This is a genomic window from Nitrospirillum iridis (assembly GCF_014205765.1).
Taxonomy (GTDB): domain Bacteria; phylum Pseudomonadota; class Alphaproteobacteria; order Azospirillales; family Azospirillaceae; genus Nitrospirillum; species Nitrospirillum iridis.
Window position 1 is genome coordinate 272358 of the sequence record NZ_JACIIZ010000002.1, and the last position, 13574, is coordinate 285931.

18 protein-coding genes are annotated in these 13574 nt (G+C 68.0%); 15 read left to right on the top strand and 3 right to left on the bottom strand.

Annotation, left to right across the window (positions count from 1 at the left end):
* Positions 1–20: 20 nt before the first annotated feature.
* Together FHS74_RS04210 and FHS74_RS04215 are read right to left on the bottom strand one after the other, a co-directional pair.
* Positions 21–1004 (bottom strand): alpha/beta hydrolase, encoded by a 984-nt coding sequence (locus tag FHS74_RS04210; RefSeq protein ID WP_184797761.1) that lies wholly within the window; start codon positions 1002–1004, stop codon positions 21–23.
* A 29-nt stretch (positions 1005–1033) separates the two neighbouring features.
* Positions 1034–2200: a glycosyltransferase family 4 protein gene (locus tag FHS74_RS04215; protein ID WP_184797764.1), complete on the bottom strand. Its 1167-nt coding sequence runs from the start codon at positions 2198–2200 to the stop codon at positions 1034–1036.
* Positions 2201–2351: 151 nt separating this feature from the next.
* Here FHS74_RS04215 and FHS74_RS04220 point away from each other — a divergent pair, with 151 nt between their 5' ends.
* From FHS74_RS04220 to FHS74_RS04290, 15 genes are all read left to right on the top strand, one after another.
* Entirely contained in the window at positions 2352–3503 is a 1152-nt protein-coding gene (locus tag FHS74_RS04220) for a sialidase family protein (protein WP_184797766.1), read from the top strand.
* Positions 3504–3580: 77 nt separating this feature from the next.
* A complete protein-coding gene (locus FHS74_RS04225; RefSeq protein ID WP_184797768.1) occupies positions 3581–4006 on the top strand; it encodes a VOC family protein in 426 nt (141 codons plus the stop codon).
* A gap of 155 nt (positions 4007–4161) precedes the next feature.
* Complete coding sequence (locus FHS74_RS04230; protein WP_184797770.1) at positions 4162–5244, top strand: serine hydrolase domain-containing protein; 1083 nt, start codon at positions 4162–4164, stop codon at positions 5242–5244.
* Positions 5245–5361: 117 nt separating this feature from the next.
* The gene (locus FHS74_RS04235; protein ID WP_184797773.1) at positions 5362–5739 is read left to right on the top strand and encodes a YciI family protein; all 378 of its coding nucleotides are present in this window, start codon (positions 5362–5364) and stop codon (positions 5737–5739) included.
* Positions 5740–5743: 4 nt separating this feature from the next.
* Positions 5744–7015 (top strand): RNA polymerase sigma factor, encoded by a 1272-nt coding sequence (locus FHS74_RS04240; protein WP_184797775.1) that lies wholly within the window; start codon positions 5744–5746, stop codon positions 7013–7015.
* A gap of 137 nt (positions 7016–7152) precedes the next feature.
* Entirely contained in the window at positions 7153–7620 is a 468-nt protein-coding gene (locus FHS74_RS04245) for a VOC family protein (protein WP_184797777.1), read from the top strand.
* A 29-nt stretch (positions 7621–7649) separates the two neighbouring features.
* Complete coding sequence (locus FHS74_RS04250) at positions 7650–8192, top strand: SRPBCC family protein (protein ID WP_211106099.1); 543 nt, start codon at positions 7650–7652, stop codon at positions 8190–8192.
* Positions 8193–8947: 755 nt separating this feature from the next.
* Positions 8948–9526 (top strand): sigma-70 family RNA polymerase sigma factor, encoded by a 579-nt coding sequence (locus FHS74_RS04255; protein ID WP_184797781.1) that lies wholly within the window; start codon positions 8948–8950, stop codon positions 9524–9526.
* An 88-nt stretch (positions 9527–9614) separates the two neighbouring features.
* Positions 9615–9839, top strand: coding sequence for a hypothetical protein (locus FHS74_RS04260; protein ID WP_184797783.1), 225 nt, complete (start codon positions 9615–9617; stop codon positions 9837–9839).
* A 59-nt stretch (positions 9840–9898) separates the two neighbouring features.
* A complete protein-coding gene (locus FHS74_RS04265; RefSeq protein ID WP_184797785.1) occupies positions 9899–10054 on the top strand; it encodes a DUF3309 family protein in 156 nt (51 codons plus the stop codon).
* A gap of 48 nt (positions 10055–10102) precedes the next feature.
* Positions 10103–10390 (top strand): hypothetical protein, encoded by a 288-nt coding sequence (locus FHS74_RS04270; protein ID WP_184797787.1) that lies wholly within the window; start codon positions 10103–10105, stop codon positions 10388–10390.
* Positions 10391–10445: 55 nt separating this feature from the next.
* A complete protein-coding gene (locus tag FHS74_RS04275) occupies positions 10446–10700 on the top strand; it encodes a hypothetical protein (protein ID WP_184797788.1) in 255 nt (84 codons plus the stop codon).
* A gap of 270 nt (positions 10701–10970) precedes the next feature.
* Positions 10971–11525 carry a helix-turn-helix transcriptional regulator gene (locus FHS74_RS04280; protein ID WP_184797790.1) on the top strand — a complete coding sequence of 185 codons (555 nt, stop codon included), beginning with the start codon at positions 10971–10973 and terminating at the stop codon, positions 11523–11525.
* A 127-nt stretch (positions 11526–11652) separates the two neighbouring features.
* A complete protein-coding gene (locus FHS74_RS04285) occupies positions 11653–11865 on the top strand; it encodes a SlyX family protein (RefSeq protein ID WP_184797792.1) in 213 nt (70 codons plus the stop codon).
* A 167-nt stretch (positions 11866–12032) separates the two neighbouring features.
* A complete protein-coding gene (locus FHS74_RS04290; RefSeq protein ID WP_184797794.1) occupies positions 12033–13124 on the top strand; it encodes an NAD(P)H-dependent flavin oxidoreductase in 1092 nt (363 codons plus the stop codon).
* On the opposite strand, the gene FHS74_RS04295 is transcribed toward FHS74_RS04290, so the two are convergent.
* Positions 13111–13542, bottom strand: coding sequence for a hypothetical protein (locus FHS74_RS04295; RefSeq protein ID WP_184797796.1), 432 nt, complete (start codon positions 13540–13542; stop codon positions 13111–13113). The genes FHS74_RS04290 and FHS74_RS04295 overlap by 14 nt on opposite strands.
* Positions 13543–13574 lie beyond the last annotated feature (32 nt).

Genomic DNA, 13574 nt, shown 5'->3' on the forward strand with positions numbered 1-13574 from the left:
TATTGTATGCTCGTGCCGCGCTAACGGGCCGCCTGAATGAAACCGACGATGGCGCTGGTGATGCCGGGGTTGATGGCCAGCCCCGGGTCGGTATAGGTGGCGAGGTTGGCGGCGCGGTCGTTCAGGGGGGCGTTCTTCATCACGTGGTTCACCCCCTCCAGCCGCACCAGCCGGACGCCCTGCCGGGACTGGGACAGGCGGACGGCGTCCGACATGTCGACTTGCGCGTCGTTGGTCCCTTGCAGGACCAGTACCGGCACCGTGGTCCGCGACAACTCCACCGCCGGGTCACGGGTCAATTCGGATATCAGGTAGGGCTGCACGCCCGGTCGGAACAGGCTCATCAGCGGGGGCGGCACCTGTCCCACGGTCTGCCCCCTCTCCAACCGGGCGATGGCGTCCAGGGCCGCCTGCTGCACGTCCAGCGGCATGTCCGTGCGCGGCAACTGCTGGCGCAAGAGGTCGCCGAACGTACGCCCCGGCGCCGCCACCAGGATCAGACCGGCCAGGGGCGTCTGCTGCGCCAGCAGGGTGCCGATCAGGCCGCCCTCGCTATGGCCCAGCACGAAGATGGGGCCGATGGCGGGCTGCGCACGCAGAAAGGCCAGCCACCGGTCCGCGTCCTGGACATAGGTTTCCAGGCGCAAATCCTGCTCCCGCGCCAGGGCCCCCTTGCTGGCCGCCACGCCGCGCTTGTCCACCCGCAGGGTGGCGACGCCTTTCAGGGCCAGGGATTGGGCCAACTGGCGCAAGCAGTCGGTGCGCAGGGAGGGGCCATTGCCGTCGCGGTCGGTAGGGCCGGAGCCGGCGATGAACAGCACCGCCGGTACCGGTCCCGGCATGGCGCCGTCCGGCATCTGCAATGTCCCCACCAGCGGCCCATTGCCACCGTCAACGCTCACCTCCTGCTCGCTGGCGCGCGCCGCCAACGGGCCGGCCAGCAGGAGGGCCGTTACCAGAAGGGTGGACAGCAACAGGCAGATCCCCGGACGCGGTGCGCGCATAGCCCATCCTCCTTCGCTTTTCTGGTCATCTACCGCCGCGATGGCGCCGGCACCGGGGTCACCAGGCCCAGATACAGGTCGCGCATGCGGCGTCTCACCTCGGTTTCGCCAAAGTCTGGATCCACCACGGACCGGCTGGCCAGGCCGAAGCGCCGCCGCAAGGGGGCGTCCAGCGCCAAACGGGTCAGGGCGGCGGCCAAGGCGGCCGGATCGCGAGGGGGGGCCAGCAGGGCGTTGCGCCCGTCCACCGCCACCTCCCGGCTGCCGGGCACATCGGTCGCCACGATGGCGCGGCCGCAACTGGCGGCTTCCAGCAGGCTTTTGGGCACGCCCTCACCCCCGCGCGAGGCCAGCACGGCGATGTGGGCGCGGCTCCAGACGGTGCGCACATCGTTGACCGGACCCAGCCATTCGATGCCCGGCTCCGCGTTCCAGGCGCGCAAGGTCGCCTCTGGTATGGCGGCGGGGCTGTCCGGATCGGGGGAGCCGGCCAGGATCAGGCGCAGGTCTATCCCTTGGTCCCGCACCTGGCGCACCGCCGCCACCAGATCCTCCACCCCCTTCAAGGTCAGCATGCGCGACACCTGGGCGCAGGTGACGGGGCCCATGGGGTCGGCCAGTTCCTCATAGTGCGCCAGATCCACGCCGGATCCGCGGATGAGGCGGGCGGCGGGCGGGCGGGGCCAGCCGGCGGCCAGCAGGGCGCCGTCGTCGCCGTTCTGAACCACCAGGGCGTGGCCCCGGCGCCAGGCGGCGGCGTTCAGCGCGCACCGCAGCAGGACCCGGCCCAGGCCGGCTTTGAGGCCCGGGCCCGACAGGCCCAGCCCCAGACCCGCCAGCGTGGCGACGACGCGGGTATCGCGCAAGCCCGCCAGCGCCAGGGCGAAGCCGCCGAGCACCGTGGGCTTCACCGCGATGTGGTGGATGATGGTGGGCCGTTCCCGGCGATACAGGCGTGTGAGCCGGCGGATGTCGCCCAGGGCGCGCAGGGGGTTGAAGCTGCGGCGGCGCCAGGGCAGGGGGATGACACGGAAGCCCTCCGCCGCGATGGCCGCGCCGTCATTGGCCACCCGGCAGGCCACCGCGACGTCGAACCCGGCGTCCCGCGCCGCCCGCGCCGTAGGCAGGCGGTGGGAGCGGAAGTACCAATCCTCCGTCACGACGAACAGCAGGGTGGGGCGGGGCGCGTCAGGCATGGTAATCAAGATACGGCATGCTCAGGTAATGGCAGGGAACAGGGGGCGAGTTCTACCGGTTTTCCGACTGCCTGTCGTATACGTCCTATTGGATAAGTGAACCGCGTCAGGATCAGGGCCCCGGCGCCGGGCCCACGCCGGGAGCTTCCAGATGCGTCATCTGACCTTGTACCGGGACGATCGCTACTACGCCTCATTTCCGGCCGTGGCCACGCTGGCTGACGGCACCGTGGCCTTGCTGTTCCGCCGGGCGCGGGACCAACGCTGGTTCGCCCGCGCCCTGGGACTGGCCGACCAGGCCGGGCTGATGAGCGTCGACCATGTCGACAGCCGATCGCAGCATGTGCTGCTGCGCCTGGACGGCCACACCCTGCAGCCCTTGGGCGCCCCCGAGGTTCTGCCCCCGGACGGCGAGGCGGCGGACCAGGACGCCAACCTGGCCATCCTGCCGGACGGCCGGCTGCTGCTGACCAGCTTTTCCTGGTATCCCCTGGCGCCGCGTCTGGCGGGCGCCATCCGCGCCGCCGGCGGCCCGCTGGTGGGCGCGGCGGACGACAGCGGCCTGTTCCTGTTCTGGGGCGGTTACGCGCGGGTCGGCGATGCCGCGGGTCGGGTGTGGACCCCGCACACCTTTCTGCCCCCCTTGCCCGGGCAGCCCGATCTCCTGGCGGGCGTACGGCCCCACCATGGCGGGGCGCTGCGCGGCCGGGCGGCCCTGCTGCCCGATGGCGGCCTGGTGCAGGCGGTCTATGCCGGCGGCGCCCATGGCAAGCGCGGCAGTCATCTGTTCCGCGCCGATCCGGATGCCACCGCCCCTGATGGCCTGAGATGGCGCCCCCTGGGCCCCATCGCCCACGACGCGGCCGGACTGGGCTGCCTGGTGGAGCCGGCATTGCTGCGCACCCGGGGCGGGCGGCTGATGGCTTTCCATCGCACCGCCGCCATGGGCGACCAGATGGCGCTCAGCGTCTCGACCGATGAGGGCCAGACATGGGCGCCCTGGCGCCTGACCACCGTGGTCGGTCATCCCTTCGATCCGCTGCCCCTGCCGGATGGGCGCGTGTTCCTGGCCTACGGCTATCGCCACGCCCCCTATGGCATCCGCGCCCGCGTCTATCATCCGGACAACCAGCAGCCGGAGGATGGGGCGGAGATCGTGCTGCGCGACGATGGGCCCGGCCCGGACCTGGGCTATCCCTGGGCGACGCTGCTGACGGACGGCCGGGTGCTGGTCGTGTATTATTTCGCCGGCGTGGACGGCATCCGCCGCATCGACGCCACGGTGCTGGAGATGCCTGCTTGAGGTGATTTCTCACCTTAGGTATTTCCCATATCTTGCTGAATTTATTATATATCATCATCTTGAGAAAGTGGATGAAGATGACGCAACGTCCGCGCTTCCATCTGGCCTTCCCGGTTCACGATCTGGCCGCCGCCCGTGCCTTTTATGGCGATCTGCTGGGCTGTCCGGAGGGGCGCAGTTCCCCGGAATGGGTGGATTTCGATCTTTATGGCCATCAGATCGTGGCCCACCTGGTGCCGGGCAGGGCCGCATCCGGCGCGGATCACAACCCGGTGGATGGGCATGACGTGCCGGTTCCGCACTTCGGGCTGATCCTGGCCTGGGATGATTGGGCGTCCCTGGCCGGGCGTCTGCGCGACGCCGGCCAGACCTTCGTGATCGAGCCCTACGTCCGCTTTAAGGGCCAGGTGGGGGAGCAGGGCACCATGTTCCTGTACGATCCCAGCGGCAACGCCTTGGAATTCAAGGCTTTCCGTGACGATTCCCTGATTTTCGCCAAGTAGGGCGGGGCCCCTCGACTGTAACAGGCACCCGCTGGCGTTTCCGCCGACGGGAAATTTGCTACAGCTTTGCAACGGCTGTGTTTCCTGGGCTTCCCGCCACCGGCTCCCCATGGTGTCCTGGCCCCCGGTCATCGATCCTGAGGTGGGGAATGGACATGAAGCGGAGGGGATGGACGCTGCCGTTGGTGGGCCTGGCGCTGTTGGCGGCGGGAACGGCAGCCGCCGGGCCGCGAGAGGTGCGGGCCGCCCTGGACCAGAGCGTGCCCGGCCTGCTGACCAGCGCCAAGGTGCCCAGCGTGTCGATCGCGGTCATCGAGGACGGCAAGGTCGCGCTGACCACCGCCTACGGCGAGCAGAGCCCTGGCGTGCGCGCCACGCCGGCCACGCTGTACAATATCGCCTCGCTGACCAAGCCGGTGACGGCGGAGGTGGTTCTGCGCCTGGCCTCCCGCAAGATCGTGTCGCTGGACGCGCCCATGGCGGACTACTGGACCGATCCGGACATCGCCAATGACGACCGCCGCCTAGCGCTGACACCGCGCCTGGCGCTCAGCCACCAGACGGGGTTCCCCAACTGGCGGGGTCAGGGCAAGCCGCTGGCCTTTCAGTTCACGCCCGGCACGTCCTACGGCTATTCGGGGGAGGGCTATCAGTACGTCGCCCGCTATGTGGAGAAGAAGACGGGGCAGGATTTCGAGAGCCTGGCCCAAGTCGTGCTGTTCAGGCCGGCGGGCATGAACGACACCGCCAGTGGGCGCAAGCCCTGGTTCGACGGCCGCGTCGCCGTGCCCACGGACGCCGCCGGCAAGGCGCTGGAGCCGGGCTTCGCCTCGGGGTACAATGCCGCCGACCTGCTGTACACCACGGCCGGCGACTATGCCCGCTTCATCGTCGGTGTGCTGAAGGACCAGGACCTTACAGCCGCCGTGGCGGCGGACCGTCGGCACATCCAGGTCAGCCAGATGGCGGAGATGTGCGCCGGCGCCAAGGCCGCCAGTTGCCCCGTCAACGCCGGTTTCGGCCTGGGCTGGCAGGTGCTGGAATTCAATGGCGAGACGGTGATGATGCACACCGGCCGGGATGAGGGCGTGTCCACCTTCGCCTGGTATAGTCCCACCACGCGCCAGGGAGCGGTGTTCCTGACCAACAGCGACAACGGCTTCCAGCTGGTGCTGCCGGTGTTCGAGACGCTGGGGGCCAGCCCGGCCTTCATGGCGTACCTGCGCGGCCAATCCTGAGACCAGCCGCACTACCCCCAAGTTTTTTCCGGCGGCGCTGTCGGATCCGGGCATACTCGCACCGTCCTTGGGAAGAACCGGGTTCAACCCGGCCCCCGCCGCTGGAGGATCACGCCCATGCTCTACGCCATCCTGTGCTATCACCGCGAAGACGTCGTCGGTTCCTGGACCAAGGAGGAAGATGACGCCGTCATGGCCAAGCTGTCGGTCGTGCATGAGAAGCTGGCGCGCGAAGGCCGCCTCGGCCCCGTGGCCCGCCTGCTGCCCACCACCGCCGCCACCACCCTGCGCAAGGACAGCGACCCGCCCCTGGTGATCGACGGCCCCTTCGCCGAAACCAAGGAGCAGTTGCTGGGCTTCTACCTGGTGGAGGGGGAGACGCTGGAGCAGATCCTGGACACCGCGCGGGAATTGGGCCGCGCCAATCCCGGCGGCGCGTACGAGATCCGGCCGGTGGGCCACTATTACCCCGCCACCGCCACCGCCAAGGCCTGATGCCATGGCCGAGGCCGCCGACATGGCCTGGATAAACACCGCCCTGACGGCCGCGCGGCCGCAGGCGATGGGGGCGCTGCTGCGCTATTTCCGCGATCTGGACAGGGCGGAGGAAGCATTCCAGGAGGCCTGTCTGCGGGCGCTGAAGGCGTGGCCGCGCAACGGCCCGCCGCGGGACGCCGCCGCCTGGCTGATCCTCGTCGGCCGCAACGCCACCGTGGACAGCCTCCGCCGCCTGGCCCGTCAGCAAGCCTTGCCGGAGGAGGACACGCTGCTGGCCGAGGGGGGCGAGGACGACGCCGAAGCCACCCTGGCCGATCGGCTGGATGGTGCCGACTATCGCGACGACATCCTGCGCCTGCTGTTCATCTGCTGCCCGCCGGACCTGCCGGCCGCGCAGCAGATCGCCCTGGCGCTGCGCATCGTTTCCGGCCTCAGTGTCGCGGAGATCGCCCGCGCCTTCCTGATTGGGGACAGCGCTATGGAACAACGCATCACCCGGGCCAAGGCGCGCGTCACCCGTTCCGGCGTGCCGTTCGAGACGCCCGGCGCGCCGGAACGGGCGGAGCGGCTGGGCGCCGTGGCGGCCATGCTGTACCTGCTGTTCAATGAGGGCTATTCCGCCGGCGGCGACACGGTGGAACGCCGAGCACCCCTGGCGCAGGAAGCCATCCGCTTGGCCCGTCTGCTGCTGCGCCTGTTCCCGTCCGAGCCGGAGATCATGGGCCTGCTGGCCTTGATGCTCTTGCAACAGGCCCGCGCCGGTGCCCGTTTCGATGCCGACGGCGCCGCTGTGCTGCTGGAAGACCAGGACCGTGGCCGCTGGAACGGCCCGATGATCGCCGAAGGACTGGCCCTTATCGACAAGGCCATGCGCCACGGCCGGCCCACACCCTATCTGGTGCAGGCAGCGATCGCCGCCCTGCACGCTCGCGCGGCCACCGCCGCCGATACGGACTGGACGCAGATCGATCTGCTGTACGCCACGTTGGAACATATCCAGCCGTCACCGGTGGTGACGCTGAACCGCTCCGTCGCCACCGCCAAGGTTCGGGGGCCGGCGGCGGCGCTGGCCATGATCGAGCCGCTGGCCGACCGGCTGGCGGGCTATTTCCACTTCTTCGGCGTCAAGGGCGCCTACCTGACCCAGTTGGGCCGGACCGCCGAGGCGCGGGTGGCGTTCGACCGCGCCATCGCCCTGGCCCACACCCCGGCGGAAGCGGCCCACATCCGCCAGCATCTGGACGGCCTGCAGCGGGAAGCCACGCCGACATAGCCCTCCAAAAAAAAATCGCGCATCCCCTGTCGGACGGGAATTGGGGGGAACCGTCCTTGGGGACAGCCGGTCATAGGCTGGCGGCATGGCCTGACTGTCGGCACCCAAACACCGGATACGGAAACAGGAGGATCACCATGGCATCCGATATCGCTCAGCCGGCCCAGCAGGGCGTCATTCCCCACCTGGTCGTTGGCGACGCGCGGGCGGCGCTGGCCTTCTATGTCGAGGCCCTGGGCGCGCGCGAAATATTCCGCATGCCGGCCAAGGACAGCCCGCGCCTGCTGCATGCCGAGATCAGCGTCAACGGCGCCCGTATTTTCCTGCGTGACGATTTCCCGGAATACCGGGCGGAGCATGGCGGCACCAGCGCCCCGCCGACCGTGCTGAATGGAACCAGCGTGGTCCTGCACCTGGAGGTGGCCGATTGCGATGCCGCCATGGAGAAGGCTTTGGCCGCCGGCGCCAGCGTGACCATGCCGGCCATGGACGCGTTCTGGGGCGCCCGCTATGGCCAGGTGGCCGACCCGTACGGCCATCTGTGGAGTTTCGCCCATCCCCTGGCCGCTCCAGGCGAGCCCTGCCCATTGGCCCAGGCCGACTGACCTACAGCGATAAAGGAAGGATGCGCACCATGACCGACCCCATCGCGCCCGAGTTCCGCCTGAGCCGTCGTTTCGCCGCCAGCCCGTGCCTGCTCTGGTCCGCCTATACCGAGCCGGAGCGCCTGCGCCTGTGGTGGGGCCCAAAGGGCTTCAGCTGGGTCCGGGGGGCGTTGGACCTGCGCCCCGGGGGCACCTTCCTCTATGGCATGCGCGCGCCCGCGTCGGGCCCGCACACCGGCGATTTCACGATGTGGGGCAAGTGGACCTTCCGGGAGATCGCGCCGCCCGCACCCCAGTCGCCCGGCCGGTTGTCCTTCCTGGTGTCCTTCACTGACGCGGATGGTACGGCGGTGCGCCATCCCTTGAGTCCCAGCTGGCCGCTGGAGGTGCTGAGCACCATCGGCTTCGCGGTGGCGGACGGCGGTACCCGCCTGGACTGCGCCGCCGTGGCCGTCAACGCCACAGCGGAGGAGGAGGCGACTTTCGGCGCCGGGCTGGAAAGCATGCGGCAGGGATGGGGCGGCACCCTGGACCAGCTGGATGACTACCTGGCCCGGGTGCAGGCCGCCTGAGGCCGAGTGGCGCCACCGCCATAGACAGGGATTATATAGACCGGGACGGCCCCGCCGCCGCGCGCAGGCCAACGGGCTAATTCAGGGCAGGGCCCCCGCGCAAGCGCGCCAGCAAGAAACGGAGCGCCAGTGGCAATGGCTCAGCCACGGCGTCGCAGAACATTTCGCGCAGCCGGTCATCCACCACGTCCGGGATGATGTCACAAGGGCCAGCATAGGCCGCAGCCGTCGGGAAGTCCGCGGCCAGGAGGGGGGAAGGAGACAGAGTGCGCTGAAATGCAATGCTTTTCTGCCGCTTTGCCATGACGCCCTTCCTAAAATCCCGGGCCTATGCCCTTCGCTCCATCCCTAAAGCGGCTAATCGCGGCTTTGTTCCGCGTGGGCAACGGGATAACGCCCATTCCATGTAGGCCGAGCCGCCCCGCGCCTGTGGCGATGGGCGTAGGTGAGGGGAAGCGCCTTACCACAAAATTGCCCTTCCTCTCCTTTGAAAAGACTAGACCCAGGGACCGCTGCGAGCGAAGGCGCATAATCGGATGGTCATAGACCTTATGTAAAATAGACCTAATAAATACAGCGATAAACCTAGGGTTATTCCCGAAATATGGAGGGACGATTTTTTTGTCTTCTGTTTATAGTGGGCTCACGAAGACGAATAATTTCGGGGAAATACGAACCCAATTCCGCCCGCTACCAGATACGATTTCTTAAAGTGTTTAAGATCGTAGCGGGCCTTTCACAAAAAGGTGTGACCCATGCCATCCGCCGAGACATCGCCCACCTTTCGTGACGACCTGATCAAACTCATCCCGGCGATGCGCGCCTTCGCGCGGTCGCTGACCAACAACGCGTCTGACACCGACGATCTGGTACAGGACGCGATCGTCCGGGCGTGGTCACATGCCGGCCAGTTCACCCCCGGCACCAATCTGCGCGCCTGGCTCTTCACCATACTGCGCAATCGCTATTACTCCGTCGCCAAGCACCAACAGCGCGAGGTGGGCGACCCCGATGGCATCCACACGGCGCGGCTGACCATCAGCCCGGCGCAGGAGTGGGGCATCGCCGGCCGCGAATTGAAGGTGGCGCTGATGAAACTACCCGTGGAACAGCGCGAGGCGCTGGTCCTGGTGGGGGGCGCCGGCGCCAGCTACGAGGAGGCGGCGGAGATTTGCGGCTGCGCTCTGGGCACCATCAAAAGCCGCGTCAACCGTGGCCGGGCCCGCTTGGCCGACCTGATGGGCATGGCCGTGGGCGACACCGGGCTGGGTACGCCGGCCGCCATGGCCTCATCCAGCGCCTGGGACTCGTTCCACCGCGTCGGTAACCATTAGGTCACCGCGGCAGCCATTAGGCGGGGCCCGCCACCCCAACCCGATCACCACCGTTCAGTTTGGTAAAAAGTAAAAGGATGTCGGTGAAGTGCCTGACAGGAAACCGTGGTCGCGGGATGCCACCCAGTGGAAGCGCATGTCCACCCAATGGCTGGCATCCCAGGAACCACCCGGGGGCCTGGCCATGCCGGATTACCAGCCGGGTGACCCGGCGGGCGGGCAGGGTCCCACGGACGGCCTTAACCCGACCGTGTCGCCCCTTTCCTGGGAGGAAATGGCTCATGCCGTCCCTCCGGTTCGCGCCGCCGCCTGACGGACGGAACCAGCCGTCCCGTCGCCGCCCCGTCCATCCCCAGACAGAGGACCTATCCCATGCTTGGCACCATCTTGCTTGTCGTCCTTATCCTGCTGTTGCTCGGCGCCATTCCCAGTTGGCCGTATAGCCGCGGCTGGGGCTATGGCCCCAGCGGCCTGCTCGGCGTCGTGCTCATCGTCGTTCTGGTCCTGGTGTTGACAGGCAGGGTGTAGCCGCCCGTCGGCCGGCGGTACCCGGCGAACCCCTGGAGGGAGATACAGATGACCGCGCACGAGCCCATTCCGGACATGGACACATTGCTGGGCGATGTGTCGCGCCACTTCGAAACCCCGCATGATCTGGTCGCCAGCGACCAGTTGAACCGTGAGGAGAAAATCCTGCTGCTGCGCCATTGGGATCATGACCTGCAGTTGATGATGGTCGCGTCCGAGGAAAACATGACCACCGGCCTGCCGGCTTCCACCGCCGATCAACTGACGGCGGTGAAGGCCGCCTTGTCGGCCTTGGGCGACGTGGCCGAACCATCGGGCCCTGCCAAGGTCGGCTGAACCGCCCTGAACGCCCAATCCATCCCCATCACGCCCCATCAGGGAGGAGCGTCCGATGACCGGCAACGATAATGAAGGCGAGGGCAGCCGCAAGGCGACCCGCGCCTATGGCACGCACACCCGGGCGTTCGTCGCCACCGGCAAGGTGGCGGAAAAGGCGCGCGCGGCGGCCGACGCCCTCGACGGTCCGGAAGCCCAGGACCTGAAACGTGCCGAAGCCTTGGGCAAGGCCCGCGCCAAGGAGGAGGACCGGCTGCTGTCACCGGGCACCGCGTCGTCGGATGATGCCGACACGCATCGTCGCGGATAGCGCTTTCACGCCATCCGCATGGGAACGGTGGCGTGGCACGGCCTTGATAATCAAGGAATGTCGCACTTCGTTTTTGAGTCCACCCGCCGCCATAAGAAGAGCCGATAAGGAAGATTATGGGAAATAATCCCAAAATGCTGATTTTATGAGGCCATTTTCCCATAACGTCCGTCTCGACAACACCGGCTTTGCGCGAATTTGCACCCATTTATTCGACAGCGGCACGCGGGGCGCCCAACACTGTCGCAGGGTCAATCCAGGGATGAAGCCATGCTTACGATCGTGCAAGGGCCCGGCACCGCCGCCTTCGCGCAACGCCGGGATGAGATTGCCGCCTTGTTGAAAAACGCCTTGGCCTTACTGGAAAACGACAGTGCCGCCGCCGCCATCTGCTTGCAGCGCGCGGCGGAATTGCTGCGGGATCGGGCGGCCGAGGCGCCCCCGGTCACCGGCGGCTTGGCGCCCTGGCAGGTTCGCCGGGTCCAAGGCCACATCTGCCAGCATCTGGCGGATGCCGTCCGCATCCGTGACGTGGCGGCGCTGGCGCGGCTCAGCACCAGCTATTTTTCACGCGCCTTCCGTATCACCTTCGGCATGCCGTTCACGCAGTACATCATCCAGCAACGCATGGAATGCGCCAAGCGGTTGATGGCCACCACCGACGAGCCGCTGTCCCACATCGCCTTGACGTGTGGCCTGGCCGACCAGGCTCATCTCACCCGGCTGTTCCGCCAGACCATGGGCGCCACGCCGGCGGCCTGGCGGCGGTGCGCCCAGGACGCGCCAGGACCGACGGCGGGCGGCCTGACGCCTCAGGCAGCCTGAAGGGGCGGTGCGGCAGGGCGGAAATAATCACAAGGGTCGGCGGCGCCCGTGGTGCTATAGAGGCGCCATGGGCGTTCCGCCCTCTCGTGTCACCGCCCGACCTTTCATCGTCCAGAGACCGCAACCCATGGATTCCGTCGAACAGCGCCTCATCGACCTGGAAACGCGCATCACCCACCATGAGCGCATGGCGGAGGAGCTGTCGCAGGTGGTGGCCGACCAAGGCCAGATGATCGACATGCTGACCGCCCGTGTGCGCCGCCTAGTGGCCCGCCTGCAAGAGGCGGAGTCCGGCTGGCGCCCCTCCCCCCAGGATGAGAAGCCGCCGCCGCACTATTGAGCCGGATTCCTTCTGCCCCTCTTGCTCCTGGCGCGGCGGCGCTGAACCCACAGGGGATGGCTGCCGCCCGATTTCGACGTCTTCGTGCCCCCTGGATCCGTGGCAAGCTGGCCATGGCAAGGTGCCGGCACCGCCGGCCACAAAAACGCCGCTGGAGGAACCGTCGCATGACCGCTTGGCCCGACCGCCGCATCCTCGATCTGTTCGGCATTGATAAGCCCATCCTGCAGGCGCCCATGGCCAATGCCACCACGCCGGCCATGGCGATGGCGGTCAGCGAGGCGGGGGGGCTGGGCTCCCTGCCAGCGGCCCAGTACACGCTGGACGGGCTGAGGGCGGCGGTGGCGGAGGTGCGGCGCGGCACCAAGCGGCCCTACAACATCAACTTCTTCTGCCATACGCCGCCGGTGCCCGATCCCGCCCGCCTCATGGCCTGGCGCGCCCGCCTGGCGCCCTACTATGTGGAGTTGGGCTTGGATCCGGAGGCAACGCCGCCGGCCGGCGGACGCACACCCTTCGACGCCGACTTCTGCACCCTGGTGGAGGAGGTGAAGCCGCCGGTCGTCAGTTTCCACTTCGGTTTGCCGGGCAAGCTGCTGCTGGACCGGGTGAAGGCCAGCGGCGCCAAGGTCATCGCCTCGGCCACCACGGTGGCGGAGGCCCGCTGGCTGGAGCACCACGGCGTCGATGCCGTCATCGCCATGGGTCTGGAGGCCGGCGGCCACCGCGGTAACTTCCTATCCGACGACATGGCGACGCAGGTGGGCACCTTCGCCTTGGTGCCGCAGGTCGCGGACGCGGTGACCGTTCCGGTCATCGCCGCTGGCGGCATCGCCGACGCCCGGGGCATCGTCGCGGCCATGATGCTGGGCGCATCGGCGGTGCAGATCGGCACGGCCTATCTGTTCAGTCCGGAGGCGAAAATCCCCGAAGTGCACCGCCAGGCGCTGGAAAGCGCCACGGATGATGGCACGGCCCTGACCAACCTGTTCACCGGCCGGCCGGCGCGCGGTTTCGTCAACCGCCTGATGCGGGAGGTTGGCCCCTTGTCCACCGACCCCACCGCCTTCCCCACCGCCGGGGGCGCCCTGGCGCCCCTGCGCGCCAAGGCGGAAGCGGCGGGGTCTGGTGACTTCACCAACCAGTGGGCGGGCCAGGCGGCGCGGCTGTCCCGGTCCCTGCCCGCCGGCGAACTCACGGCGGTGCTGGCCCAGGAGGCGCTGGCGCTGCTCACCGGCCACCGGGTCATCGACAGGTGAGCGTGTGGTCCTTGGTGAGCTTGCAGGGATGCAGCAGGCTGCCCAGATAGCGCTGGTCAAGCGTCGTGCCGGTATTCATTTCCGGTAGGCGCAGGTACATGTCCTCTTTGTCGGGATTGTAATAGGTCTCCATATTGTTGAAGCGCCACTTTTCCGCTTCATCGCGCAGGAAACGCTCCTGTTCCAGCGCATCGGGCAGAACGAAGCGCGGCGCCTCGACGATGAACTCGGACATGGCCGGTTCGGACGGCCGCGTTCCCGTGGCCGGTGACGGCGATGGGGAGCGCAAAGGCGTCACCGGGGTCAGGGTGATGGCCGATGGCGGTGACGGTGGATCCGGCGGTGCCTGTCCCAGGGCCGGCCCCGCCGCCATCAGCGTCGCGACACCCAGGAGATACCGCCATCGCGCCCGCCCCATGCCCAACCCCGTTCGCCGCATATCCTTATGTC